The sequence below is a fragment of the Bordetella tumulicola genome (assembly GCF_054779135.1).
In genome coordinates this window covers 154,283-179,669 of the sequence record NZ_BAAGYU010000011.1, presented here as the reverse complement: position 1 = coordinate 179,669, position 25,387 = coordinate 154,283, and the positions used below count along the sequence as shown (strand labels likewise).

General features: G+C 59.2%; 24 protein-coding genes. 11 read left to right on the top strand and 13 right to left on the bottom strand.

The features are described 5' to 3' along the window. The 4 genes from ACYVDM_RS23025 to ACYVDM_RS23010 are packed head-to-tail and all read left to right on the top strand — an operon-like array spanning position 1 to position 3,994. Entirely contained in the window at positions 1 to 1,632 is a 1,632-nt protein-coding gene (locus ACYVDM_RS23025) for an ABC transporter ATP-binding protein (protein WP_415789987.1), read from the top strand. A gap of 49 nt (positions 1,633 to 1,681) precedes the next feature. After that, a complete protein-coding gene (locus ACYVDM_RS23020) occupies positions 1,682 to 1,966 on the top strand; it encodes a cupin domain-containing protein (protein WP_415789985.1) in 285 nt (94 codons plus the stop codon). A 24-nt stretch (positions 1,967 to 1,990) separates the two neighbouring features. After that, a complete protein-coding gene (locus ACYVDM_RS23015) occupies positions 1,991 to 3,052 on the top strand; it encodes a histone deacetylase family protein (protein WP_415789983.1) in 1,062 nt (353 codons plus the stop codon). Positions 3,053 to 3,094: 42 nt separating this feature from the next. Continuing rightward, a complete protein-coding gene (locus ACYVDM_RS23010; RefSeq protein WP_415789981.1) occupies positions 3,095 to 3,994 on the top strand; it encodes a DMT family transporter in 900 nt (299 codons plus the stop codon). 50 nt (positions 3,995 to 4,044) lie between these two features. On the opposite strand, the gene ACYVDM_RS23005 is transcribed toward ACYVDM_RS23010, so the two are convergent. The 4 genes from ACYVDM_RS23005 to ACYVDM_RS22990 are packed head-to-tail and all read right to left on the bottom strand — an operon-like array spanning position 4,045 to position 7,459. Then, positions 4,045 to 5,262 (bottom strand): MFS transporter, encoded by a 1,218-nt coding sequence (locus ACYVDM_RS23005; RefSeq protein ID WP_415789979.1) that lies wholly within the window; start codon positions 5,260 to 5,262, stop codon positions 4,045 to 4,047. 29 nt (positions 5,263 to 5,291) lie between these two features. Continuing rightward, on the bottom strand, positions 5,292 to 5,849 hold the full coding sequence (locus ACYVDM_RS23000; protein WP_415789977.1) for a flavin reductase family protein: 558 nt from the start codon (positions 5,847 to 5,849) through the stop codon (positions 5,292 to 5,294). 13 nt (positions 5,850 to 5,862) lie between these two features. After that, positions 5,863 to 7,086, bottom strand: a complete 1,224-nt coding sequence (locus tag ACYVDM_RS22995) for an acyl-CoA dehydrogenase family protein (RefSeq protein WP_415789975.1) — start codon at positions 7,084 to 7,086, stop codon at positions 5,863 to 5,865. A 1-nt stretch (position 7,087) separates the two neighbouring features. Continuing rightward, positions 7,088 to 7,459, bottom strand: coding sequence for a VOC family protein (locus ACYVDM_RS22990; protein ID WP_415789973.1), 372 nt, complete (start codon positions 7,457 to 7,459; stop codon positions 7,088 to 7,090). Positions 7,460 to 7,674: 215 nt separating this feature from the next. Here ACYVDM_RS22990 and ACYVDM_RS22985 point away from each other — a divergent pair, with 215 nt between their 5' ends. Continuing rightward, on the top strand, positions 7,675 to 8,553 hold the full coding sequence (locus tag ACYVDM_RS22985) for a TetR/AcrR family transcriptional regulator (RefSeq protein WP_415789971.1): 879 nt from the start codon (positions 7,675 to 7,677) through the stop codon (positions 8,551 to 8,553). A 135-nt stretch (positions 8,554 to 8,688) separates the two neighbouring features. Here ACYVDM_RS22985 and ACYVDM_RS22980 read toward each other — a convergent pair whose 3' ends face one another. The 9 genes from ACYVDM_RS22980 to ACYVDM_RS22940 form a co-directional block, all read right to left on the bottom strand. After that, complete coding sequence (locus ACYVDM_RS22980; RefSeq protein WP_415789969.1) at positions 8,689 to 9,621, bottom strand: 2-hydroxyacid dehydrogenase; 933 nt, start codon at positions 9,619 to 9,621, stop codon at positions 8,689 to 8,691. Between the two features lie 89 nt (positions 9,622 to 9,710). Then, positions 9,711 to 10,514 carry an aldolase/citrate lyase family protein gene (locus tag ACYVDM_RS22975; RefSeq protein WP_415789967.1) on the bottom strand — a complete coding sequence of 268 codons (804 nt, stop codon included), beginning with the start codon at positions 10,512 to 10,514 and terminating at the stop codon, positions 9,711 to 9,713. A 34-nt stretch (positions 10,515 to 10,548) separates the two neighbouring features. Further along, positions 10,549 to 11,274: a FadR/GntR family transcriptional regulator gene (locus ACYVDM_RS22970; protein ID WP_415789965.1), complete on the bottom strand. Its 726-nt coding sequence runs from the start codon at positions 11,272 to 11,274 to the stop codon at positions 10,549 to 10,551. 163 nt (positions 11,275 to 11,437) lie between these two features. Further along, on the bottom strand, positions 11,438 to 12,733 hold the full coding sequence (locus ACYVDM_RS22965; protein WP_415789963.1) for an O-acetylhomoserine aminocarboxypropyltransferase/cysteine synthase family protein: 1,296 nt from the start codon (positions 12,731 to 12,733) through the stop codon (positions 11,438 to 11,440). 518 nt (positions 12,734 to 13,251) lie between these two features. Continuing rightward, a complete protein-coding gene (locus ACYVDM_RS22960) occupies positions 13,252 to 14,058 on the bottom strand; it encodes an aminoglycoside phosphotransferase family protein (RefSeq protein WP_415789961.1) in 807 nt (268 codons plus the stop codon). Positions 14,059 to 14,157: 99 nt separating this feature from the next. Beyond that, a complete protein-coding gene (locus tag ACYVDM_RS22955; RefSeq protein ID WP_415789959.1) occupies positions 14,158 to 16,407 on the bottom strand; it encodes a molybdopterin cofactor-binding domain-containing protein in 2,250 nt (749 codons plus the stop codon). 2 nt (positions 16,408 to 16,409) lie between these two features. After that, positions 16,410 to 17,402 (bottom strand): FAD binding domain-containing protein, encoded by a 993-nt coding sequence (locus ACYVDM_RS22950; protein WP_415789957.1) that lies wholly within the window; start codon positions 17,400 to 17,402, stop codon positions 16,410 to 16,412. A gap of 4 nt (positions 17,403 to 17,406) precedes the next feature. Further along, complete coding sequence (locus ACYVDM_RS22945; RefSeq protein WP_415789955.1) at positions 17,407 to 18,066, bottom strand: 2Fe-2S iron-sulfur cluster-binding protein; 660 nt, start codon at positions 18,064 to 18,066, stop codon at positions 17,407 to 17,409. Positions 18,067 to 18,134: 68 nt separating this feature from the next. Next, complete coding sequence (locus ACYVDM_RS22940) at positions 18,135 to 19,076, bottom strand: helix-turn-helix transcriptional regulator (RefSeq protein WP_415789953.1); 942 nt, start codon at positions 19,074 to 19,076, stop codon at positions 18,135 to 18,137. Between the two features lie 385 nt (positions 19,077 to 19,461). On the opposite strand from ACYVDM_RS22940, the gene ACYVDM_RS22935 reads away from it, so the two are divergent. The 6 genes from ACYVDM_RS22935 (at position 19,462) to ACYVDM_RS22910 (ending at position 25,359) form a co-directional block, all read left to right on the top strand. Continuing rightward, complete coding sequence (locus tag ACYVDM_RS22935) at positions 19,462 to 20,994, top strand: ABC transporter substrate-binding protein (RefSeq protein WP_415789951.1); 1,533 nt, start codon at positions 19,462 to 19,464, stop codon at positions 20,992 to 20,994. Further along, positions 20,991 to 21,935: an ABC transporter permease gene (locus ACYVDM_RS22930; RefSeq protein WP_415789949.1), complete on the top strand. Its 945-nt coding sequence runs from the start codon at positions 20,991 to 20,993 to the stop codon at positions 21,933 to 21,935. The genes ACYVDM_RS22935 and ACYVDM_RS22930 overlap by 4 nt, the downstream gene beginning before the upstream one ends. 68 nt (positions 21,936 to 22,003) lie before the next feature. Further along, entirely contained in the window at positions 22,004 to 22,813 is an 810-nt protein-coding gene (locus ACYVDM_RS22925) for an ABC transporter permease (protein WP_415790330.1), read from the top strand. Positions 22,814 to 22,829: 16 nt separating this feature from the next. Continuing rightward, the gene (locus tag ACYVDM_RS22920; protein WP_415789947.1) at positions 22,830 to 23,867 is read left to right on the top strand and encodes an ABC transporter ATP-binding protein; all 1,038 of its coding nucleotides are present in this window, start codon (positions 22,830 to 22,832) and stop codon (positions 23,865 to 23,867) included. Continuing rightward, complete coding sequence (locus ACYVDM_RS22915) at positions 23,864 to 24,844, top strand: ABC transporter ATP-binding protein (protein ID WP_415789945.1); 981 nt, start codon at positions 23,864 to 23,866, stop codon at positions 24,842 to 24,844. The genes ACYVDM_RS22920 and ACYVDM_RS22915 overlap by 4 nt, the downstream gene beginning before the upstream one ends. Next, a complete protein-coding gene (locus tag ACYVDM_RS22910) occupies positions 24,841 to 25,359 on the top strand; it encodes a RidA family protein (RefSeq protein WP_415789943.1) in 519 nt (172 codons plus the stop codon). Before ACYVDM_RS22915 ends, ACYVDM_RS22910 begins: the two co-directional genes overlap by 4 nt. The last annotated feature ends 28 nt before the right edge of the window (positions 25,360 to 25,387 follow it).

The following is a 25,387-nucleotide window of genomic DNA, read 5'->3' as shown; positions in this document are numbered from 1 at the left end:
ATGGACAGCAAGACACCCCTGCTCTCGGTACAGAATCTCTCCATTCCGCTTCCCGTCGGCGGCGACCGTCCCTACGCCGTCGAAGATGTCTCGTATGACATTTTCCCTGGCGAAATCCTATGCATCGTCGGCGAATCCGGATCCGGGAAATCCATGAGCGCCAATGCCATCATGGGATTGTTGCCCGACTACCTCAAACCCACGCAGGGACGCATCCTCTTCAAGGGCGTCGACTTGCTCACACAGCCCGAAAGCCAACTGCAGGCCATGCGCGGCCAAGAGATCGGCATGATCTTCCAAGAGCCGTTGTCGGCCCTGAATCCGCTCATGACTATCGGCAAGCAGATCGGCGAAGTCATGCAGGTGCACGACAAGTATCCCGGAGAACAGCGCAAGAAACGCGTGCTCGATCTATTGAACTTCGTGGGCCTGCCCGATCCCGGCACGCTCTACGACGTCTATCCCTTCCGCCTGTCAGGCGGCCAGCGACAGCGCGTCATGATCGCCATGGCGCTGGCACTCGAGCCTGCCCTGCTGATTGCCGACGAGCCCACCACTGCGCTCGACATGACCACCCAGGCGCAGATACTCGCGCTGATCGCCCGCATCCAGAAAGAGAAAGGCATGGGCGTCATGTTCGTGACGCACGATTTCGGTGTGGTCGCGGAGATCGCGCACCGCGTCGCCGTCATGGAGAAAGGGATACTGGTTGAACAAGGGCCCGTCGAACACGTGCTCAACCAACCCCGGCATCCCTATACCAAGCGCCTTATTGCCTCGGTGCCCCACCGCCGCATGGACGAAAGCCCACTTGCGGAAAAACCCGTGCCTGTCCTCGAGGTCCGCAATCTGCACAAGACCTACGTTTCCGGCGGCGGGTTGCTGGGCGTCAAGCGCATCGTCCGAGCGGTCGACGACGTCAGTTTTACGGTCAGCCGTGGCGAGACCGTGGGTATCGTGGGCGAGTCCGGCTCGGGCAAATCCACAGTCGGGAAATGCTTACTCAAGCTCATCCGCGTCGACAGCGGGCAAATGCTTTTCCAGGGCGAAGATATCGCACCCCTGTCTGAAGGCCGCTTTCGCCCGATGCGTCACAATATCCAGATGATTTTCCAGGATCCGTTCGCCTCGCTCAATCCACGTCACCCCATAGGCAAAATTCTCAGCGATGGCCCAGTCGCCAACGGGAAGCCACGCGCCCGCGCCGAAACGCGCGCGCGCGAGCTCTTGGATCTGGTGGGAATGGACGCCTCCGCCTTCAATCGTTATCCCAATGAATTTTCAGGCGGGCAACGCCAGCGCATTGGCATTGCCCGCGCACTCGCCCTGGATCCAAAGCTGCTGGTAGCGGACGAATCCGTGTCAGCCCTCGATGTTTCCGTGCAGGCACAAGTGCTGGATCTGCTCCGAACGCTTCAGCGGGAACTGCAAATCGCCATGATCTTCATCACACATGACCTGCGCGTGGCAGCTCAGATCTGCAATGCGGTCGTGGTCATGCATCAGGGCAAGATCGTCGAATATGGCCAGCCCTCTCGGATCTTCGATGCCCCCCAGAATCCTTACACGCAGAAATTGATCGCCGCCGTGCCGGGCAAGCACTGGGATCCGACCCAATCGGAAACGGCATAGCGCAGCCAAGGAAAACATTAGTCTTGCGGTTGAACATCAGGAGTAAACCATGACGCGTCCGGCAGCAATTCCCACCGTGCAAATAGACAATGACACCGTCAAGGTGACGGAATGGCGCTTCCCTCCCGGCGGAGAAACCGGCTGGCATCGCCACGGCATGAATTACGTGGTTATCCCGCAAACCAGCGGCCCGCTGCTGCTGGAAACGCCAGATGGCGAAGTGACAAGCCAACTGACCTCGGGCGTCTCGTACTTCAGGCCAGTGGGCGTGGAACACAATGTCGTCAATCCCTCGGAAACCGAATTCGTGTTCGTCGAAGTCGAAATCAAGTAAGCGGCGAGTTTTTTCGGAATCAACATGAAAGCATTTTTCTCTGAAGAGCAATTGCTGCATCAGCCGCAGCAATTCATGCGCGCCGGGCGTATCTGTGCACCCACCGACGTCCCGGCCCGCGCACGCGTGCTGAACGACATGCTCGCCCAGATGGGAATTGCGAGCGAAGTCCCGCCGGACTATGGGCACGCCATGCTGGCCGTGCATAGCCTGGAATACCTTGAATTCTTGAAAAATGCCTATTCCCGATGGCAGCACTTAAAACGGCCTGGCCTGGAGCCTGGCCCCGAAGTCCTGCCCAATATGTCTCCGTACCACAATGGTCGCATCGAGCAAGCGGGACGCGGTCCCTGCCCCTCGACATCCATCATCGCCCAGGCTGGATACTATCTCAGCGACCTTTCCTGCCCCATCGGGCCACACACATGGCAGGCCGCCTTACGTTCCACGCACGCTGCCATTGCCGCAGCCGACTGGGCCAGCGCGACCAAGGACATTGCCTACGCACTGTGCCGCCCCTCCGGGCACCATGCGCATTATGATCGGGCGGGCGGTTTCTGCTATTTGAACAACAGCGCCATTGCGGCGCAGCGCCTGAGGGAAACCTTTTCCTCCGTCGTCGTCCTGGACGTGGATGCCCACCACGGGGACGGCACCCAGAACATCTTCTACCTGCGTTCGGACGTGATGACCGTGTCCCTGCATGCCGATCCGGGCGATTATTACCCCTTCTATTCCGGCTATGCCCACGAACAGGGATACGGCAGCGGGCACGGCTACAACGTCAACGTACCCTTGCCTCATGGCACGACGACGGAGGGATTCATCGGCGCACTGGACGAGGTCCTGATCACTCTGCGCGACTTCCGGCCCCAAGCGCTGGTCGTGGCATTGGGTTTCGACACCTACCGCGACGATCCCATCAGTGTCCTCAGCCTGGATCTCGACGCCTATCGTCAAATCGGCGAACGGATCAGCTCACTGGGTCTGCCCACCGTCGTCGTCCAAGAGGGTGGCTACATGCTGGAGGTCATCGGTGAAGCCCTGGGCTCGCTATTGCGGGGCCTGAGAGCCACTCAATCCTGATATCCGCAAGGAATCCGGAATAAGCACACCCGCCTGACACCCATGAGCTCCACACCCGTATCCACGCTTGCGGCGCCCGCCTCACAGAAGGTGGGCGTTCTGCTGTTTCTGTGCGGCCTGCTGACATTTTCCATTTTCGACGCGTCCTCCAAGTATCTGCTCGAGACCTATCCTGCGCCTTTCCTGAACATCATGCGCTATGCCACCGTGGCGCTCGTGGCCGTCGCCATACTGATCAAGCATGGCGGGCCGAGGCTGCGCGACGCGCCGCACAAAGGGCTGTTGATCGCGCGGGGCGTTGCGCTAGGCACTGTGGGTACCTGCTTCATGACTGCCCTGATCTGGATGCCGCTGGCCGAAGCGACTGCCATCTATTTCACCTCGCCGCTCATCGTCGTCGTGCTGTCGCGCTGGTTTCTGCAAGAAAAAGTCGGGTTCGCCAAATGGCTGGCCGTATTCGCCGGTTTCGTCGGCATGCTGCTGATCGTACGGCCGGGCAACGACTTACCCGTCCTGGGTACTGCGCTGATGGTGGTCTCGGCCATCAGCTTTTCCATCTTTCAGCTATTGACGCGCAAGCTCGCGGGCAAAGTGCCTGGGCACATCCAATACGGCTACACCGCCTTCGTCTGCCTGGTAATCACGGGCCTGCCAGCACCTTTCTTCCTGCCCGACCCCTGGCCCGATCTACCCGACTTCCTGTTCATCTTGAGCCTGGGCATCAGCAACGGCGCTGGGCATCTGCTATTGATCGCGGCCTTCCAGCGCGTGGCCGCGTCCACGCTAGCTCCCCTGAACTATGGCCAGTTGCTCATGGCTGTGGCATTTAGCACGTTCCTGTTCAACCGGCCACCCGACTCGCTGGCGATGATGGGCATTACGCTGATCACCGCGGCGGGCGTCTTTCTCGTCCTACCCCGCCGCAGTACCCCGTCGGCTTGAGCCCATACGGGCCTACCCCTTGCCCGATCAATATCCCTTGTCGCCGGCAATTAACTGAATTCCGCCCCTCGACCCACCTCGACCGCTGGAGCGCGCCTAGACTTGGCGAGCAAGGCGAGGAACGCAAAGCCGATGGTGATGACGCCCTGAAAAATCCATGCCACATCAAAGCTCCACGTTGCTGCAATCCGGGTAAAGACTGGCGCAACCGTTGCCCCGCCCACTGCGACGATGGTCAACATAAGGCCTATAGCCGTAGGAACGTCCGAAATCAGGAATCCACTGTCGCGTTGACCTGGTATCGATACCCACGGTACGAATGCGGCGATCAAGGACGCACCGATAACGCCTGCCGCCACTTGGACACCGAACAGATCAACGTAGGGGACCATGAGGAACATGAGCCCTTGCAGCGTACAAGCGCCAATGAAGGTCGGTAGCACACCAAAGAAGCGGTCGGCACACACCCCCCCGATAATGCCGCCAGCGATTCCGCTCAACATCAGAATCACGCTGATGGCGTCACCCGCCGAGGCATCGACGTCGAATGTTGTTTGCGCGTAGTGCGGCAGCAGTTGAGCGGCACTGAAGTAGCTCCCGTACGCGCCCAGGAGGGCGATCCCCATGATCCATAAGGCCGGATTGCCAAAAACGCGTTTCAGCGAGTCCTTTCCTAGATGGTGACCTTCGAGCACATCGTCGCTACTGCCTGGAGGCGTCGGAAAGAAAAGCAGAACAAACACCCATGTGGCCACGCCGATCAGTGCGCCGATCATTAGCGCATCCTGCCATCCAAATGCCACGATCACCGGTCTCCAAGCGTAAATCCCGATGGCTGCACCGAGTGTGAAAGCGCCACCCTGGATGATGCCATTAGCCGTCGCCAGCTCTTTTCCGCGAAACCAGGCTGCGGTCAACCCGATGGCGCTGCCAATGTAGATCGAACCTCCAATGCCGCAAAGGAATCGACCCGCTAACAGTATTTCGAAAGATGGCGCCGTTGCAGATACTGCCGCACCGGCAGTCTGGATGGCTATCCCGGAAAGCATGGCGGCCCTCATGCCGAAGCGTTCCGCCAACCACCCGCCCGGAATGTGCGCGAGGCCATATCCTGCAATGAAGGCACCAACAATGATGCCCACTTGGGCGAAGGAAATCTCCATGTCCGTCACGATGCCGTCGAAGGCGGGCACGATACAGAACCAGTTAATAGTGAACTGGAGAAAGGAGATGAAGACGATGGCTAGCGCTGCCCAGCGATTTTTCACGATGTCCCCTTGAAATTGAGTTCAGATACTCAAACTTCCGATGCGTGCGCAGGAAATCCATACAGCCTGTTCCAGTAAAGGAGCGGTCGCTTTTCGTTGGTTGTCAGACTATTTACCGCGGCGATGAAAAGGCGATGCGTACCCGCGTCGGTGGCAGATACGATTGAACACTCGGCCGACATGGAAACGCCTGACATCATCGGCTCCCGACCGTCGCTCTGGTTGATCCACTCGACGCATGAAAAATCGTAGGCTTGCCCGGTCTTGGGCCGGCCGGCGAAGCAGTCTGCGATGTGCGCTTGATCAGCTGCAAGAATATGCACACCGAAAATTCCGCTGTCGGTCATTGCGCTGCACATGCGACTATCACGATTGATGCACACCGAGATCAAAGGCGGATCTGCCGAGACCGACAGGAATGAGCTGACGGTCAACGCCATCCGTTGACCATTGCTGGTCGTCGTCACGACGCAGACAGGTGATGCGGCTTGACGCATCGCCGAGAGAAAGGTGTCGCGAGACACCGACTCCAAAGCGGCTGAACGCGCCGTCTTCACGGCGACGGTGGGGCCAAGGGGTTCGATCATCTGAGCACTCCTGCTAATCCGCCAACGCGTCGACGCCACACGGAAGTCCGAGCAGAACGCGGCCGTAGGTCGAAGCATTGACGTCCCAATTCTGGGTGATATGGCGATGGGCCACGGTGACGTCCGATACGCATCGAGCGATGGGATTTCGTTCGTAAATCACGCCGCCACCGCCTGCGTCCAGCACAAGATTCACCGCGGATGCGGCAAGCTTTCCCGCGTAAGTCGCGATAGCCCGATAGCGCGTCCTATCCTCGACGGTCGAAATGTCACCCCGTTTGAACAGCGCTTCGGCGTCGGCAAGGACCGAGTAGATGAGTTGGCGTGCTGCCAGCACAGCGGTTTTCGCCTCAGCAACCTTTACCTGCTGCGTGGTGAAATTTGAGACACTGCTGCCTGACGCGGTCGATACGCGCTTTCGGGCATTCTCAAGGAAGTAGTCGACCGCAGCCTCAGCAACGCCAAGTGCCGCGCTGCCGATATAGCAGCCGAATAAGCTGTAAAGGGGAACCTTATAGAGCCAGCCCGTATTGACCTTGGAGCCGGGACTAGAACCTTTCCCTTTGAGATCGTCCAGCGTGACAGCCATGTGCTCGGGCACAAAAGCGTCCGACAGAACACAATCCTGGCTCGATGAGCCTCGTAGTCCAATCGTGTACCAAGTATCTAGAATGTTGACTTGGTCCTTGGGCAGAACGAAATGAAGTTCTTTCTTTTCTGCAGTGTCGTCGATGACACATTCACCCGTGAAAATAATCCAGTCAGCGATTTCGCATCCGCTGACGAATGGCCACCGGCCCGAGAGCATATAACCGCCATCGCACTTCACTGCCTTGCCGATACCCGGGATCAGTATCCCACTGACAAGCGCGTCCGGGCTGCCAGCCCAGATCTCATCCTGAGCCTGCTGCGGCCAGTTCGCAAGCATCAGGTTATGCATAATGTTCTGAGCGAGAATCCACGCTGTCGAACCGCAACCGCGACCTATCTCTCGCAAGATGTCTGCGCCTTCGATCAGTCCGCCCTCCGCCCCACCATATCGCTTTGGCTGCCATAGACGCGCCACGCCGTCAGTCTTCAGGCGTAGCCTGACTTCCTCAGGCGGGTGTCGCAGCGAATTGGTTTCATCCGCCTTTTCACGAAGGAAGGGGATCATTGCCGTCGCTTTTGCAACGAGATCAACGCCATCAAGTTGACTGGATAAGTTCATTATTTGTTTTCTTACCAAAGGGTCCATTTCACACTCCTTGAGCACCAGAAAAGTTCATCTCGATCGTGATTCCAGAGGGATCTGCAAAGAACAACTGGCGAAGATCCAGACCAGGCACATTCCTTTGCTGATAAGCAATCCCGTTGCTATCGAGACGCTCACGAAACTCATCGATGTCATCTGCTAGGAAAGCCAGGTGGTCAAGCGCACCGGTGCCGTGCCCCGTCTCTTTCCTTTCGCCTAGGTAGTCCGCAAGGCCTGACCCGCCTCCTCCGGTGCCGATGAGATGGACCACGCCAAAATCTGCTTCGTCTCCGCCTTGATAGAGCCAATAACCAGGAAAATGCAATGGAGGACGGTAGCCGATATGAAGACCCAGAATCTCAACATAGAAGCGCATCGACTCCTCGAGATGGGGCGTTCGGACTGAGAAGTGGCCCAATTTCCGAATTGGCATACGAAAGAATCCTTTTATTGATTGATTGATAATTTATATAAAATAAAACATCAGTTCTATAGATGATTTATTTCTATAAGCACCAATTTTTAGTCGAAAGCCTCAAAGCAGTATCCACTATTTAATTTATCATTCGATAAATAATACTTCTGCTTTTCATGATGACCAAGCACTTTTTAACTAGGGAAAACGCGTGTATTGCTAATGAGTCGATCACGAACGCAGTGGGGAGCCGGGCTATACTGAACTTGGATGACAGCTTCACGCCCTTCTTTGGGAAAAAACCCACTGGGACCGGAATGACAACAGACCAAATCGAGCAGCCCACCACTGCCAAACGAGGACCAAATAAGTCTGCAGCAGGGAAAAAAACAGTCGACGCACCGCGTGTTTCCAAGCCGCGACTGTCCAAGGAAGCTCGCGAACAACAGATCGTTCAGAAGGCCATCCAGTTGTTCGCTGAACGTGGTTTCAGTGTCAGCACGCACGAGATCGCCCGCGCACTAGGCATCACCCAACCGCTTCTCTACAACCACTTTGCGACCAAGGAAGCACTGGTTGATCGTGTCTACGACGAAGTATTCGTTCGCAGGTGGGATCCAGTCTGGGAAGACTGGCTTTCGGATAGCAGCCGGCCGTTGGCAGATAGGCTGAAGCACTATTTAAAAGACTATGCGCAATTTGTTCTGAAGAACGATTGGATAAGGATTTTTATCTCGGCAGGTCTGACCCGTGAAGGCATCAACCAGCGATACGTGGCGCTGCTGCGTGAGCGCCACTTCATTGTGATCGCGCGTGAAATGCGCAAAGAATTCGGCATTCCTGAACCGCGCAATGCAGACGAACTTGAAGACGAAATCGAATTGATTTGGTCCATGCACTCGGGCGTCTTTTATATTGGTATGCGCAGGTGGATCTATGGATTGCCAGTGCCGAAGGATCTCGGACGAGTGATCGACATGCGTGTTGACAGCTTTCTATTGGGCGCAACGCAGGTGCTGAAACACTCTCGAGAGGCCTCGAAGCCGCAAACATGATTTTAGCGAAGCAGCCCATCCGTGGATCGGCACGGCGAAACGGCATCGCCCACTGATTTACAGCGGGTCTTACCTATTTCAACCTGCGCTGAAATTCGCGCCCTTTCCTTATACAGATACTGTAAATCCCAAATCTCAATATCCCCTGTCGCGCTCCACCACACCGGTCAGCGGCTCACCGCGCAGATAACGATTGATCTTGTCCGATACCTGTTCAATGGTTTCCTCGCGCAGGCTGGCGGCAGCCACGTGCGGGGTGATGGTAATGCGTGGATCCGACCAGAACGGATGCTGTTGCGGCAAAGGCTCCTCTCCGAAAACATCGAGCGTCGCCCCCGATAGATGACCTGAATCCAACAATGGCTGCAGGTCTTCTTCGACCAGATGGGCGCCGCGCCCCATGCTGATCAGATAAGCGCCCGGCAGCAATTGCTGCAAGGTTTCCCGGCGAAGAATACCGCGCGTTTCATCGGTAAGGGGCAAGGTATTGATCAGGACACGCGTACGCGCCAGGAACGCGGGCAATTCATCCGGACCCGCAAATTTTTGTACGCCCGGCAGTTCCTTGCCGCTGCGCGACCAGCCCGCCACGGGATAGTCCAGGCTCGCGATCGTCTGAGCCACCCGTGTCCCCATCACGCCCATGCCTAATACCCCTACGCTCCATGTAGCGCGTTGTATATCGGGTTGCGGATCCCAGCGTTTGAGCTTTTGCAGACGTTCGTACTCGTCGAACTGGCGCGACGCCCGCACCAGGGCATATACCGCGTACTCCGCCATTTGCACGGCCATACCCGCATCTTCGATGCGGACGACGGAGACGTCGTCGCCCAGACCCGGCAAGCGAAACAACGCGTCGACCCCGGCTCCCAGATTGAACACAGCCCGTATCCCGGTTTCGCGCTGGAACAGGTCTTTGGGAGGATTCCAGGCAATCGCGATATCCGCGCCCACTGAGGCACTGTTAGCAGACCAGCCATGAATGCGGGCAGACGGGATGGCGGCCTGCAGCGGTTTGATCCAGGCGTCACCGTCCAGATCCATGGTAGAGGCAAAAATGATGTTCACGTCAATCTATAGTCCAAAGTTTCAAGGGAAAAAGCCAACAGATCAGAGATGATCATATCGTCAGCCTCACTTCAGCGCAGGCGTTCAAGCTAATTCTCCGGTATCTGCCTGGACGACAACAACGCCTGGTTCAGCGCGGCCACCTGATCTTCAGATATCGCGTGCTTCGACCTCAGGCCGACGCCGCGCGCCCAGGCCAGATCGTCCGCCAGCGCCTGGGCGTCCGGATAAGCGTACCCACTGTCGACCGCCAGGCATCCGGCGGCTGCACATTCCAGTGCGAAACGGCTACGCACATGTCTGAGCGCCGTCGCGTCGTCCGGATTTTCCATTTGCAAGACCTTGGCCAGCCTCCTGCCCGCCAGCATACCTGCCTTGACGCGCGAACTGGCGGCGAGCACCTCGAATGTGCGCACGACGGCCAACGGCGAAGCCAGCACCGGCACGATGGCAGTATGCCCCAGTGGCAACCGCAGCCGGGTTTCACACGCCCCTAGCAACGCATCGAGTTCCTCGATATGCCGCGCCGCCTCAGTCTGCGATATCAACACGGCGGCCGGCCCGCCTTCGATGACTTTCTCGAGCTGTCCTTGGCCACCCTCGTCCAGGGAATTGATGCGCACTGCCGTCACCACGCCAGCCTGCCGGCATTCCGCCATGAAATCCACCACGCGAATGCATCCCGCCTGTCTATCTTGCGGCGCTGTCAATTCTTCCAGATCGGCTACCAGGACGTCGGCGCCAGAGCCCAATGCGCGACGCTGGGCGGCACTGTCCAGCGCCGACACGAACAGCCAGCTTCGAGATCTCGATGAAACGCCGTCAGGCAGGCAGGCGCGGGCCTCATGGCTCACGAGACTGGAATGATTGCCGGGGGGATTAGGGAGCGACATGATGCTGATCCATGTGTCGGGTTGAATACGCGCTTTACAGCGACGTTCGTCCAAAATCCGCCCGCAGGCGCGCCAGGATGCCGACAAGGTGATCATGCATGGCATGGCGTGCTCGTCCCGGGTCGCGCTGCGCGATAGCGTTGAGAATCTGCTCGTGCTCCAGCTTGGCTTGCTCCCATACGTGCCGTGTGACGAAATGGGTCTCCATACGCGAATAAACCGGACTGCTCTGGCTCAGGCTCCATAAATGCGTAATCGCCGAAGCCAACGCCGCATTGCCGCAAGAAGCGGAGATCGCCAGATGAAAGGCGCGATCATGACGCCCCGGCGCGTCGGCCGTATTCATCGCCCGATGCGCCGCTTCTATTGCGACAATCTGCGCGGGCAAGGCCACCTGGGCCGCCAGCGAGGCGGACTCGGGTTCCAGCAGCAGGCGCGTTTCCAGCAGATCGAACGGCCCCATATCATTGCCGCCGGCATCATGGATGGAGGGGACCCCCTTGATCTCGCGCCGCTCGCCCGCCTGTGTGTTCGTCACGAAAACACCGGTTCCCACCCGGACGTCGACATAACCCTCAAGCTCCAGCGCAATCAAGGCTTCGCGCACCGACGCCCGGCTGACCTGCAGATGCTCGGCCAAGTCTCGTTCCGAAGGAAGCCGATCGCCGGGCGCGAACTCACCCTCGCGGATCCGCCCGGCGATCTGCCCCGCGATGATCCGATAGAGACGAGGAGAACTGACGGCTTGAAGGGGAATCATGTCCAGCACATCCCAGTGGTCGAGTGGTCAGGCCAGTCAATGTAAAGGAAAACTCGCCCGATCAATACACCTATAAACCCGGATGTCCTCGGAATGAATACGCGCTAGTGGTCCTCTCGTGGCAAATTTCAATAAGACGCTGTGGGACGCAGCGTCACTCCGATTACACCTTCGCCAGCGCTTGGTCCAGATCGAACAACAGGTCATCGATGTGCTCGATGCCGATGGACAGGCGCACGGTTTCGTCGCGTACACCCGCCTTTTCCAGCTCTTGCGAATTCAGCTGGCGGTGCGTCGTAGAGGCAGGGTGCGTGGCCAACGACTTGGCATCGCCGATATTGACCAGGCGCGTGAAGAGCTGCAGCGCGTCTTGGAAGCGCGCGCCGGCATCGCGACCGCCCTTGACCCCGAACGTAAACAGCCCGGGCGCCTTACCACCCAGATACTTCTGAACCAACGCGTGATCCGGATGGTCCGGCAATCCAGCATAGTTGACCCATTCCACCTTCGGGTGTTCGCGCAAGTAGTTCGCGACCTTCACGGCATTCTCGACAATGCGATCCACCCGCAACGCCAGGGTTTCTATCCCTTGCAGGATCTGGAACGAGTTGAATGGCGAAATCGCCGCCCCCGTATTCCGTAGCGGCACCACGCGAGCACGGCCAATGTAGGCCGCCGGGCCGAAGGCCTCGGTATAGACTACGCCGTGGTAGCTGACGTCCGGTTCATTCAGGCGCTTGAAGCGATCCTTGTGCTCGGCCCAAGGAAACTTGCCCGAGTCGATGATGGCGCCGCCCAGACTGGTACCATGGCCGCCCAGATACTTGGTCAACGACTGCACCACAATGTCGGCACCGTGCTCGATGGGACGCAACAAATACGGCGATGGCACGGTGTTGTCCACGATCAGCGGCAGACCATGACGGTGTGCCAGTTCGGCAAGCGCGGCAATGTCAGTGATGTTGCCCAGCGGATTGCCGACGGATTCGGCGAAGATAGCCTTGGTGCGCTCGTCGATCTGCGCTTCGAAGGCGGCCAGGTCGGCGGGCTGGGCGAAGCGCGTGGTGATGCCATACTGCGGCAGCGTGTGCGCGAACAAATTGTAAGTACCGCCGTACAGCGTACTGGACGACACAATGTTGTCGCCCGCTTCGGCTATCGTCTGTATGGCGTAAGTCACCGCGGCCTGTCCCGACGCCAGCGCCAGCGCGGCGATGCCGCCTTCCAGAGCCGCTACGCGCTGCTCCAGCACGTCGGTCGTCGGATTCATGATGCGCGTGTATATATTGCCCGGCACCTTCAGATCAAACAGGTCCGCGCCATGCTGCGTATCGTCGAACGCGTACGCCACGGTCTGGTAGATGGGCACCGCCACGGCGCGCGTGGTCGGATCGGGACGGTAGCCGCCATGCACAGCCACGGTTTCAAGCCGCCATTCAGGCTTCTTCGGTTCAGTCATCAGATGCTCCAGGAGAATTGCTTGTTAATGATTCAGTCCAGAAAACACCGACCGAACAGATTGGTATCTCCGGATTCGCCGGTGGTCAGCTCTACGGCAATACCTCGCAATGTTTCGCGCAAGGCCGGTAGCACGATGCTTGGGGAATCAGCTGCTCACAACATTCCGATGGGACCGAACTCCAAGCGGGAGGGCATTCGTACGATGCTGATGAGACTGAGCTGCTCATACATGTGCGCAACAGAACTCGCCAATGTGGCAATATAGTCGCGATCCTGCACCAACGAAAGCAACGCCACCAACGAGCTAGTCTCCACGGTCGGTTTGGGGCGGTGACATGCCGACGTCGACCACGGCCAAGGAGCTTGGCATCACGGGGCTAGTGCCGGCCGGATGATTTGGCCTGGCGGTAGGCGTTACGTGACGCAGCCTCCGCCAGTCAGTCACATTGTGAGTCTCTGCCGGGAGCGTGTGGACAGATATCGCCCCGCCAATTAGCCGGTGTGGCTTCTGAAGAATCAAGAACCAAGCGCCGATGCTGCGAGCTTCGCCACCTCGAGTGGAGTGCCCGGCTCATGGTTCCCCTCCAGCATCCAAGAGGCTGATAGCCCTGTCCATGCAAGCACCCATTGCAGTAGCCTGCGACGATCAATGCCGCAGGCCTGTGCCACGATCTCGACCCGGCGCACAAAACGGCCTGGTGCCAAAGCGCTTTTCCCATCGGGGTTGCAGAAAATGTTCGCGTAATCGAAGCCACACTCACCGTAAAGCCCTTTTGGATCGATCGCGAGCCATCCCTTCGGTCCGAAATCCAACACATTGCCGTGATGGATGTCGCCATGTAGCACTGTCATATCGCGAGGAGCGTCCAACAGTTCACGGGCGGCCATTGCACACTGCTCAAAAATTCCCCCGTGCGTAGCCGCTGTGCTCCATAGCGCTTCGAACCATCGCGTCAGTGGAACTAAAGTGGGAAGCGGCTTTTCGCGTGGGGCGTGAAGACGACCAGCTACAGCACTGAGGATACGAGTGGCCTCGTCATCCTGACCGCAGTTCACCATATGCGTAAGCGACGCCGAGCCGCATGCACGCTCCATAAGTAAGACCGCACCGTCATGAGCCAACACTGGCGCCGCACCCTCACCGTCCCACCAGACCATAAGCAAGCTACCTGCCTGTTCTTCGACCTCTTCTGAGATTTTGAGCATGGCTGGCAAACCTCGTTGCCGAACGGGAAGCAGATTTCCATTCATGGAACCGAAAGCCTCGCCGTCCAGGGTCAGCCCCCATCGCTCCAAATACTCATCGAACATAGCGTTTGCCATAAAAGCTGATGTCCATCTCCAGTCAAGAAAAAACGGATACTTCCCACTGATATATGTCGGGCTCTTGAACCGGGTAACTCGGCACCATGCAGACCTTCCCTAGGCGGCCACCTCCCCCAAGCCTGCCATTACCTTGTCCAGCGTAACCGGGAACTCACGCACGCGAACACCCGTGGCGTTGTAGACGGCATTGGCGACCGCCGCCCCCGCGCCGCACACACCCAGCTCGCCCAAGCCCTTGACGCCCAACGGATTGGCATTCTCATCGGGCAACTCCAGAAACACCACCTCCATCTGCGCGATGTCACCATTGACTGGCACCAGGTTCTCGGCCAAATCATGATTGACGAAATGCCCGTGGCGCGTATCGAGCAGGTTCTGCTCCATCAACGCCGATCCTATGCCCCAGACCATACCACCCAATATCTGCGATCGCGCGGTCTTGGCATTGAGGATACGCCCTGCACCGATGACCGACAGCATGCGGCGCATGCGGATTTCGCCGGTGTCGATATCAACCTCGACTTCGACAAAATGCGCACCGTAAGAATGCTGCGAGTACGCTTTGTACGGTTCACCCATCGGCCCCACGCTGCCGTCGGCTTGCAGGCCGCCGGGCGCCACGCGAGCCATCAGCGCGGCAATAGATTCGGATTGATCGCCCACACTGACATTACCGCCGGCAAAGCGCAGCGTGGCCACGTCGGCCTCTCGGTAAGGCGAACCAGCGGCCTCAGCAATCTGGCGCTTGATCGCCTGGCAGGCCGCTAGCACCGCACTAGTGGCACTGGCGGCGCCCCACGAGCCACCCGAACCAGCGGTGCGAGGATAGCGACTGTCACCCAGCCGCACTCGCACCGCCGACATGGGTACACCCAGGCTTTCGGCGGCAACCTGTGTAAGGATCGTGTAGGTGCCGGTACCGATATCGGTCATATCCATGCTGACGGTGACCCGCCCTTGCGCGTCGATCGCCACCCGGGCGCTGGAGGCGCCGATGTAGTTAGGCCGGATGGCGGCCGCCATGCCGATGCCGATCAGCTTGCGGCCCTCTCGCACGCTGGCGGGCTTGGGATGACGGCGCTCCCAGCCAAAGCGCTCGGCACCGGTGCGCATGCATTCGACCAGGTTGCGAGTGGAAAACGGCACGCCGCGTTCGGGGTCCTGGTCGGGTTCGTTGCGCACGCGCAGCTCGATCGGGTCCAATCCCACGCGCTCGGCCAGTTCGTCCATGCCGCACTCGAAGGCCAGCATGCCGGGTGCCTCTCCGGGCGAACGCATCCATTCGCCACGATTCAGATCCACCGGTACCAGACGATGCCGTGTCAGACGGTTGGGCGCAGCATATAAGTGGCGTGCGAATACCGCCGTCTGTTCGCAAAACTCCTCAAAGCGCGAGGTGGCGGAGTAAACGTCGTAGCCCATCGCAATCAGCCTGCCGTCCGGCTCGGCGCCCAGGCGCAACTGGTGGACCATGGCCGCGCGATAGCCTGCATTGGCATACATCTGCTGCCGCGTCAGGGCGACCTTGACGGGACGTTGCAACACGCGCGCGGCCAGGGCCGCCAGAATGCCATCGGCATGGGGGATCAGTTTGGCTCCAAAGCCTCCGCCGATGTAGGGGCTGATAACACGGATACGCTCAGGCGCGATGCGCAGTGTGCTGGCCAGGGTGGCGCGGAAATTATTCAACGTCTGCGCTGACGCGTACACGGTCAGGTCATCGCTCCGCCATACCGCGATGGTGGCCTGCGGCTCCATGGGATTATGACTTTGATACGGGGTCGTGTAGGTGACATCCAATGCGACCGCTGCTCCCTTGAACGCGCCCTCGAACTCTCCCACCGCGCTATCGGGCGCCATGCCCGCATTGACGCGTGGCGGTGTATAAGCCTGTCCCAGGCGCGAAACCAAATCGAAATCAGCCTTTTCCTCGGCATAGCGCACGCGTATCAGGCGGGCCGCCGCGCGTGCGGCCTCAAAAGTTTTGGCCACGACGAGGGCAACGGGTTCGTCGTAATAGCGCACGCGATCGTTGGCCAATGCAGGTCGGGCACGCGTGAAAACGTCCGGCACATTAGGCGGCACGGCAGGGCCGAACGCCGGCTGTGCGGGCGCATTGCGATGAGTCATTACATATAAGACCCCCGGCGCACGCTGCGCGTCGCGGTCATCGATGTCCAGGATCTTCCCCTTGGCGATGGACGCCCCCAGGATGTAGCCGTGGACGGCCTGCCCGGCTTCGGTCTGTTCGTAGGCATAGGTCGCGCGGCCGGTCACTTTGAGCCGGCCATCGACGCGGTCGACGGGCTGGCCGATGAAGCGCGAGTCTTGCGTGGATGTCGTCATGATCAGGCTCTCGGGGTCTGAGCGGCAGTCGCCAACGCTTGTTGCAGGGTCCGTTTGGCCAGCGGAATCTTGAAATCGTTGCCACCGTGGCCCTGTGCCCCCGCCAGGGCGGCCTCGGCAGCAGCAGAATACGACCGTGCGGCGGCCTGCTGCCCGGCCAGAGCCTGCTCGGCAGCCACGGCACGCCATGGCTTGGGGGCAATGCCACCCAGTGCGATACGTGCACTTCGCACTTGGCCGCCTTCGGCATCCATCACCACGGCTACCGAGACCAGAGCAAAAGCATACGAGGCGCGGTCGCGCACCTTGCGGTAGAGCTGATGGCCCGGCGGCGCGGGCGGCAGCGTGACGGCCACAATCATCTCGCCCTGGGCCAACTGAGTTTCGATATGCGGAGTCGTCGCCGGCAAGCGGTATAGCTCGGTAATGGGCAGGCTACGCGTCTGACCGTCGGGCATGATCGTTTGCACCGTGGCATCCAATGCGGTCAGGGCCACGGCCATATCCGACGGGTGCACCGAGATGCAGTCGCCGCTGGCTCCTATCACCGCGTTCATGCGGTTATGGCCCTCGAGGGCCGAGCACCCGGCACCCGGCTCACGCTTGTTGCAGGGCATATTGGGATCGTAGAAATAGGGGCAGCGCGTACGCTGCAGCAGGTTGCCACCGGTACTGGCCTTGTTGCGAATCTGGCCCGACGCGCCCGCCAGCAGCGCCTGCGACAGCAAGGGATAGCGGCTGCGCACACGGCTGTCAGCCGCCAAGTCGCTGTTGCGCACCTGGGCCCCGATACGCAGACCACCCTCGGCGGTGTCTTGCATCGTGGCCATGGGCAGGCGGCTGATATCGACGAGATGATCGGGCTTTTCGATTTCGAGCTTCATCAGGTCCAGAAGGTTAGTGCCGCCACTGATAAAGCGCGCCTGCGGATTGGCCGCGACGGCTCCTGTAGCCTGAGCCGGGTTGGAGGCTCGCTCGTAGGTAAAGGGCATCATGGGATCAGGCCTCCTGGGCCACGTCATGGATGGCGGCAACAATGTTGGGATACGCGGCGCAGCGACAAATGTTGCCGCTCATGCGCTCACGGATCTCGACATCGGTCAGTCTCGCCATGGGCGCTGCCACATCCTGGCTGGCATGGCTGGGCCAGCCGGCGCGCACCTCTTGCAACATGCCCACGGCGGAGCAGATCTGGCCGGGTGTGCAATAGCCGCACTGAAAGCCGTCACGCGCGATAAAAGCGGCCTGCATAGGATGCAGCGTGTCACCGCTGGCAAGCCCCTCGATGGTCGTGATGTCATCGTCCTCATGCATGACCGCCAGCGTCAGGCAGGCATTAATACGGCGGCCATTGACCAATATGGTGCAAGCGCCACACTGGCCGTGGTCACAGCCCTTCTTGGAACCTGTCAGGCCGATCTGGTGGCGCAGCGCGTCCAGTAGGGTGGTGCGCGGATCAAGCGACAGCTCATACATGGCGGCATTGATGCGCAAAGTCACCGGGCGAGTCGGCAGCGAGCTCGCAGTGTCTGGCACGGCGTGGGTGGCGAGCGCCTCGCGAACCATGGTCGGCACCCCGCTTGCGACCAGCAGACCTGTCGCGGCGCCGGCCTGCAGAACAGCGCGTCGCGACGGACGCGCTGGAGCCTTGTCATCCATGATTATCTCCTGAAAGAAGGTAGCAGGCGCCCAGTATGAGGAAGATCGCCGCGCCGCTCTTTCAGGAATCAGGAAGCGATGTCAGAATCCTGGAAACCCATGCCTTGCCGGTAGGCATGGGGGGTGATGCCGGTCAGGCGCCGGAAGGTCGACGTAAAGTGGCTTTGGCTGGAGAAGCCCAATTCCAAAGCCATGGCGCTGATCGGCATACTACCGGCACGCAGTAGCGTTTCGGCCCTCCACACTCGCCGCTCGATGACATAGGCATAGGGCGCCATACCGGTCTCGGCTTTGAAGCGCCGTGCAAAAGTATCGACAGGCATGTCGGCCAACTGGGCCAGTTCGCTTAGCGAAATCCCGGCGTCGATATGGGATTCGATGTATTCGTCCAGTCGCTTGACAACCCCACGGCCCAAGCGATGCACTTTGGCCGGAGGATCGGCACAAGCACGCCCCCTGACGCCACCGCCGCCGCCCAGGCGCAGCGACATCAAGGCCAGCAGATGTTCCAGGTAGACAGCCTCCGGCACTTGGCCCGCGGCCATTTCGGCACCGAGCGAGGCCAGCAGGGTCCGAATCACGGGGTCGCTGGTATTGACGCGCAGCGGCAGGGCGGATAGCTGCGAACAGCCCGGCAGGTCCAAACCGGGATCGACCCACAAAGCGGTATAGACCAGGTCGGCATCGCGGAAATAACCATTACGTTCGACCCCGGCGGGCACGAAGCTAACCGCCCCTGAGCGGTCACGTCCGTCATAAATCGGCTTCGTGCCGCTACGGATGTGAGTGCGGGCGGTGGCCCCCCGCTCGGTCAAGATAATGACATGCTGTGGCGCCGTCCAGCTAAATTCCGCCTCGCGGCAAGTCCAGCGACGACGATCGACGGTAACCCGTCCGCCATACAACGAATGCGTCTGCAGCGCCTGCCCATCGGGCTGATGCGCGTGGATGTGCCCATTGCCCACCAGTGGCTGCAGCGACCTCGCCTGCACTCGATATGTCGTATCCATGCGCTCATTCCCCCTGTCGATGCGGGATAGACCGAGACCGAAGGACAAGGTTCAGACGATGAACCGGACTACGGGGGAAATTCTCATTGACCATCCTGCAAAGTACCAAATTTTTGCACGATCTCGCGATGTGCCCGTCCATACCTGCTGCGACTTCGTTAACGCCTCTGCCGGTAAATTCAAAAACATTCGAGTAAAGCGTCGACGGGTTGCAAAAGTGGCACCTAAACGTTCGCCTGATTAGACCGAGCACACGTCTACGCAACCACCAAGGCATTGGTGTAATCCCGGCCTATTCATAAGCAACTGCTTTAGATAATATTCCCTTATAACGCCTGAACATCCGTAATAACGTAAGCCTAAACCAGTGTTCTCAGGGGAAGTCATGAAGCGATATCTCAAACGATGGCAAGCTGCATGTGTAATGGCAGTGGCGGCGTGCTTACTCGCACCAGCGACAGTCAGTGCTCAGAAACGCGGCGGCGTCGCCAACGTAGCGGTCATCGGCGAGGTGCCGACGTTCGATCCCATGGCATCGACCGCCGATCTGGTCGGTGTCATCACCCAGCATTACTACGAGACACTGTTCACCTTCGATTCAAAGTGGGAGGTCACTCCCCTACTGGCCGCTACCCTGCCGGAGATCAGCGCCGACGGTAAGCAATACACCATCGCACTACGTTCGGGCGTGACGTTTCACAACGGCGCAACGATGACATCAAAAGATGTGGTTGACTCCTTGAAGCGGTGGACCCGTGTCGCGCCACGGGGCAAACAGGTCGCCGACAACATCGAGACGATAGAGGCCATCGACAGCAGCCATGTACGGATCACGCTAAAAGAGCCTTACGTACCCCTGCTTTCGCTGCTCGCCTTCAATAACGCGGCCGCGGTGATCATGCCGGCCGGCACATCCGATGCCGCACCCAAGCAACCCATAGGAACCGGACCTTACACCTTTCACGAGTACCGGCCCGATCAATACCTTCAACTCACACGCTTTGACAACTATGCGTCGCGAGAAGAAGCGCCCAATAATTTTGGCGGCGCGCGTCATCAATATTTAGACGAGATTCGTTTCGTGCCGGTGCCCGATGTCAACACACGCATCGAAGGTGCGCTGACAGGCCAATACGATTATGCCGAGGTGATTGGCGCAGAAGCGGTAGATCGCATCAAGGGCCAGGCCGAGCCCTTTGTGCTCAAGCCAGCTGTGTTCTATCTGTACGTGCTCAATACTCAGAAGGGGCCCTTCGCCAATGTCAAACTGCGCCAGGCGATGCAGGCCGCTCTGAACATGGAGGACACGCTTGCCGTGGCCATCGGGCGTAAAGAGTTTTACTCGGCCAATGGCGCACTTTACCCCGAGGGCTACGTCTGGCATACCGACAAAGGGGTGGGCGGTCACTACAACACGGGCGACCTGGACAAAGCCACTCGGCTGGTCAAAGAGAATTACGACGGCACGCCAATCCGCATCATCGCTACACGCCAGAACGAGATCAATTACCAAGTGGCTTTGATGGCGAGCGAGTACCTGAAAGCAGTCGGTTTCAAGGTGGACCTGCAAGTCATGGACTGGGCAACGCTGCTGGGACGTCGTGCCAATCCCGATCTCTGGGATATCTTCGCCACCAGCACACCCTATTTGCCCGATCCGGCGTTGATGGCGACCCTTTCGGAGAGCTATCCAGGTTGGTGGGTTTCGCCAGAGCGCAGCGCCACGTTCGATGCCATGAATCGCGAGATCGATCCCGAGAAGCGCAAAGCCTTATGGGCCGACTTGCAAGCCGTCATCTATGAACAGGCACCGTTCATGAAAATCGGTGACCTGAACACGCTCGCCGCCAAGTCCACCAAGCTCCAGGGCATGAAGCCTTCACCGTGGCCCTATTTCTGGAATGCGTACAAAGAGTGAGTAAATATATACTCAAGCGCGTAGGGGGCATGCTGGTCGTGATGCTCTTCGTGCTGACCATCGTCTTTTTGATCGTGCGGATCACGCCGGGCGACCCAGCAGCCATCATGCTCGGGCCCGATGCCACGGCCACCGAGATTGCAGCCTTGCGCACTAATCTCGGTTTGGATGCGCCATTGATCAAGCAGTACACCCTGTTCCTCGCACAACTGGCACGAGGCGACTTGGGCAACTCGATTTTTTTGCATCGTCCGGTCACCACCGCCTTGTACGAACGCAGTGAACCGACGCTGTTTCTGACTTTATTTACGATGGTGATCGCGACAGCAATTGCGATACCGTTGGGCATTTTGGCGGCCTATCGGCGGGACTCCTGGATCGATCGGGGCGTCACCACCTTCGCGATGTTGGCCGCCAGCGTACCCAGTTTCTGGCTCGGTTTGCTATTGATCCAATTATTCGCGGCCCAACTGGGCTGGCTTCCCGTGGCGGGCTATGGCGGACCAGACGCCTCGTTCACAACCCGACTGAGTCATTTGCTTCTTCCCGCAATGGCGCTGGGTACGGGCGCCAGCGCCATTATCCTGCGATCGACGCGCTCCAGCATGCTTGATGTGCTGAACGATCAATACGTACGTACGGCACGTTCCAAGGGCATGAGTGAACTGCGTGTGGTCATTCGCCATGCTTTGAAGAACGCGCTGATTCCCATCATCACGGTGCTCGGATTAACCGCTGCGGCGCTGATCTCGGGCGCAGTAGTCACCGAGACGGTATTCAGCCTTCCAGGCATCGGAAATCTGGTGGTGTCGGCCGTCATGCGGCGCGATTACCCGGTCATACAAGGTGCGCTGCTGGTGATCGCTGCACTTTATGTGCTGTTCAATTTCTGTGTCGACATGCTGTATCTGGCAGTCGACCCGAGGGTACGCTACCAATGAGCGCTATCACCGCCATCCAGATCTTGCCGCCACCGCCTTCGCGGCTATCAAAATTTTGTGCATTCGTCATGGCACGCAAAATGGCCGCACTGGCGCTGGCCGTACTCTGCCTGCTGATTCTCGCGGCAGTGCTGGCACCCTGGGTCACCCCTTATCTTCCGAACAAGCTGTCCATCGTCAACCGGCTCAAGCCACCCTCCGGAGAATTTTGGTTCGGCACCGACGCGTTCGGACGCGACGTGTTCACACGCACGGTGTTTGCCGCGCGAGTATCGTTGGCCGTAGGGTTGGCAGTGGTCGTCATATCCATGTTGGCCGGTGTCGTCCTGGGCATCATCGCAGGCATGTCCAAACGCCTGGACATGCTGCTCTCGCGTTTGCTGGATGCCATGATGGCATTTCCCGATACGCTACTGGCTATCGCGTTGGTGGCGGCGCTGGGACCATCGTTGCATACGGTCATCATCGCCTTGAGCATCGTCTACACGCCCCGGCTGGCGCGCGTGGTGCGCGCGTCCACGCTTGTGATCAGCGAGCTGCCCTATATCGAGGCCGCGCGGGCCTTGGGCGTATCGACAGTCCGCATTGCGATCCGCCATGTATTGCGCAATCTGGTTTCGCCTCTGCTGGTGCAAGGCAGTTTCATCTTCGCCTATGCCATTTTGGCCGAAGCTGGCCTGTCGTTTCTAGGCGTCGGCGTCGATCCGGATGTGCCCACCTGGGGGACGATGATTGCCGCTGGCCGCCAATACAGCGGGCGCGCCGAATGGCTGATGCTCTACCCCGGGCTGGCCATTGTTATCGCAGCGCTCTGTCTACAGGTGCTGGGCGACAGCCTACGCGATCTGCTGGATCCGACTGTTCAAAAGTCCCTATGATCACCGAGGACCAGAGATGACCGCTAACCCGTGCGCCATTCATCTTCCCGACGACGTCGTTTGCCGCGTCCAGAATCTGCAGACGAGCTTCTCGCATGGCAAACACTGGATCAAGTCGGTCGACGACGTCAGCTTCGATATACCCCGAGGTAAAACACTGGCCGTTGTGGGCGAATCCGGTTCGGGAAAATCGGTCACAAGCCTGTCAATGTTGCGCCTGTTGCCCAATAACGGCCGTATTACCGGCGGCCAGGTTTTATATCGCCACAGCAACGAAGACGTCATGGATCTTGCCGCGCTCGAAGAGCGCCGCATGCGGAAAATACGAGGCAGACACATCGCCATGATTTTCCAGGAGCCCATGACCAGCCTGAACCCGCTGTTCACGGTGGGTGACCAGATCGCCGAAATGCTAATGCTGCACGAGCCGGTGACACGTGCAAAGGCCTTGGCCCGCGCCGCCGAAATGCTCGAACTGGTCGAAATTCCCGCGGCCCGTCAACGCCTGAGCGACTATCCGCATCACATGTCCGGCGGCATGCGCCAACGCGTCATGATCGCGATGGCGTTGGTCTGCAATCCCACATTGCTGATTGCGGACGAACCGACGACAGCGCTCGATGTGACCGTGCAGGCACAGATCATCGCCTTGCTGCGCCGGCTGCAAGAAGATCGAGGGATGAGCATTATGTTCATCACGCACAACCTGGGTGTGGTGGCCGAGATTGCACACGAAGTGGTGGTGCTCTATGCCGGTCGTGTGGCCGAGCATGCCAAGGTGCACGATCTTTTCGACCACCAAAAGCATCCTTACACGCGTGGCCTTCTGGCCTGTATTCCCGATGCGAAGCGCGATCGTGCCGCTGATGGCACGCGGATCCGCTTGCGACCCATCATGGGCAACGTGCCGCCAGCGGGTCGCTGGCCCGAAGGCTGTACCTTCGCGCCCCGCTGCGAGTATGCCGATGACGTATGCACGCAAGTCGCCCCGCCCCTGGTTCGCGCAGGTGCACTGGACCACCTCTCCAGTTGCAGGAAACACGAAGCCCTATGAGCAATTCCAATCAAGCAGCCGCATCGTCGATTCTTTTGAACGTGGTCGATCTCGTCAAGCAATTTCCCGGACCATCGGGTGCGGTTCGTGCCGTCGATGGCGTGAGCTTCGAGCTTCGTCGCAGCCGTATCCTCGGCCTGGTGGGAGAGTCCGGCTCGGGCAAGACCACCGTTGGACGCAGCTTGCTCAGGCTGGTGGAGCCGACCAGCGGTCGTGCGGACTTCGAGGGCGTCGATCTCTTTTCGCTGACCAGCCGCCAGATGCGCGCCTACCGACGACGCCTACAAATGGTTTTCCAGGATCCGTATTCGAGCCTGAATCCAAGACTGCGTGTGGCCGACATCATTGGCGAGGCAATCGATACCCACAAACTGGCAAAAGGCGCAGAGAAGAAAGCGCGGATTGCCGACCTCCTCACACAGGTGGGTTTGAGCCCTGATCATGCGCGCCGTTACCCCCACGAGTTCTCGGGTGGCCAACGCCAGCGCATTGGTATCGCACGCGCGCTCGCGGTTGAGCCCGATTGCATTATTGCGGACGAGCCCGTCTCGGCATTGGATGTATCGGTACAGGCACAGATCATCAATCAGATCCAGGATTTGCAGCAACAGCGAGGTCTGAGTGTGCTTTTCATTTCACACGACCTCTCGGTGGTTGAACACCTTTGCGATGACATTGTCGTCATGTATCTCGGCCGCGTCATGGAAAGCGGTCCGAGCGAGCAGGTCTACAGCACGCCTCGCCACCCCTATACACGCGCCCTGCTATCCGCATCGCCCGTAGCCGACCCGTACCGAAAAACGCAACGCATCGCATTGCGCGGCGACATTCCCAGCCCCTTGAATCCCCCTTCAGGCTGCGTGTTCCGCACGCGGTGCCCGCACGCCATCGATGCGTGCGCCGAGACCCGTCCAGCGCTTGAGCAACTCACGCCCGGACACAAGGCCGCCTGTATCCGACTGACTGAACTTGTATGACCCCTGGAGTCGATTTGAATCTGAACGCCGCAGTTCCCGAAACCCCTGTAGTCGATTGCTATCAACGCTTGGCGCAGCTGGGTATCGTTTTACCCGAATCACCGCCGCCCATCGGCAATTTTGTGAGTCACACCAGAGTGGGCAGCTTGTTGTTCCTGTCAGGCCAGGGCCCGTGCACGAACGAGGGCTTTCTGCATACCGGCAAGGTCGGGATCGATGTGACTGCCGAGCAGGCCTACGCACATGCGCGCCTGACGGGTGTGAATCTCATCGCGGTGCTGCATGAAGTGCTAGGAGATCTGAGTCGCGTGGTGAAAGTAGTGAAGCTATTCGGCATGGTAAACGCCAAGCCCGACTTCGTGGCACATCCCAGCGTCGTCAATGGCTGCTCGGACCTCCTGATCGAAGTTTTCGGCCCGCAGGTGGGTACACATGCACGTTCTGCAGTAGGCATGGGCTCCTTGCCCAACAACATCACGATCGAGATCGAGGCCATCGTCGAGATCAAGCCATAGCCATTCAAGTTATTTTTTTAGATCACAC

Coding starts and splice junctions, on each gene's coding strand:
- ACYVDM_RS23025 (WP_415789987.1), top strand. CDS start 1: ATGGACAGCAAGACACCCCTGCTCTCGGTACAGAATCTCTCCATTCCG.
- ACYVDM_RS23020 (WP_415789985.1), top strand. CDS start 1,682: ATGACGCGTCCGGCAGCAATTCCCACCGTGCAAATAGACAATGACACC.
- ACYVDM_RS23015 (WP_415789983.1), top strand. CDS start 1,991: ATGAAAGCATTTTTCTCTGAAGAGCAATTGCTGCATCAGCCGCAGCAA.
- ACYVDM_RS23010 (WP_415789981.1), top strand. CDS start 3,095: ATGAGCTCCACACCCGTATCCACGCTTGCGGCGCCCGCCTCACAGAAG.
- ACYVDM_RS23000 (WP_415789977.1), bottom strand. CDS start 5,849: ATGATCGAACCCCTTGGCCCCACCGTCGCCGTGAAGACGGCGCGTTCA.
- ACYVDM_RS22995 (WP_415789975.1), bottom strand. CDS start 7,086: ATGGACCCTTTGGTAAGAAAACAAATAATGAACTTATCCAGTCAACTT.
- ACYVDM_RS22990 (WP_415789973.1), bottom strand. CDS start 7,459: ATGCGCTTCTATGTTGAGATTCTGGGTCTTCATATCGGCTACCGTCCT.
- ACYVDM_RS22985 (WP_415789971.1), top strand. CDS start 7,675: ATGATGACCAAGCACTTTTTAACTAGGGAAAACGCGTGTATTGCTAAT.
- ACYVDM_RS22975 (WP_415789967.1), bottom strand. CDS start 10,514: ATGTCGCTCCCTAATCCCCCCGGCAATCATTCCAGTCTCGTGAGCCAT.
- ACYVDM_RS22970 (WP_415789965.1), bottom strand. CDS start 11,274: ATGATTCCCCTTCAAGCCGTCAGTTCTCCTCGTCTCTATCGGATCATC.
- ACYVDM_RS22965 (WP_415789963.1), bottom strand. CDS start 12,733: ATGACTGAACCGAAGAAGCCTGAATGGCGGCTTGAAACCGTGGCTGTG.
- ACYVDM_RS22960 (WP_415789961.1), bottom strand. CDS start 14,058: ATGGCAAACGCTATGTTCGATGAGTATTTGGAGCGATGGGGGCTGACC.
- ACYVDM_RS22955 (WP_415789959.1), bottom strand. CDS start 16,407: ATGACGACATCCACGCAAGACTCGCGCTTCATCGGCCAGCCCGTCGAC.
- ACYVDM_RS22950 (WP_415789957.1), bottom strand. CDS start 17,402: ATGATGCCCTTTACCTACGAGCGAGCCTCCAACCCGGCTCAGGCTACA.
- ACYVDM_RS22945 (WP_415789955.1), bottom strand. CDS start 18,066: ATGGATGACAAGGCTCCAGCGCGTCCGTCGCGACGCGCTGTTCTGCAG.
- ACYVDM_RS22940 (WP_415789953.1), bottom strand. CDS start 19,076: ATGGATACGACATATCGAGTGCAGGCGAGGTCGCTGCAGCCACTGGTG.
- ACYVDM_RS22935 (WP_415789951.1), top strand. CDS start 19,462: ATGAAGCGATATCTCAAACGATGGCAAGCTGCATGTGTAATGGCAGTG.
- ACYVDM_RS22925 (WP_415790330.1), top strand. CDS start 22,004: ATGGCACGCAAAATGGCCGCACTGGCGCTGGCCGTACTCTGCCTGCTG.
- ACYVDM_RS22920 (WP_415789947.1), top strand. CDS start 22,830: ATGACCGCTAACCCGTGCGCCATTCATCTTCCCGACGACGTCGTTTGC.
- ACYVDM_RS22915 (WP_415789945.1), top strand. CDS start 23,864: ATGAGCAATTCCAATCAAGCAGCCGCATCGTCGATTCTTTTGAACGTG.
- ACYVDM_RS22910 (WP_415789943.1), top strand. CDS start 24,841: ATGACCCCTGGAGTCGATTTGAATCTGAACGCCGCAGTTCCCGAAACC.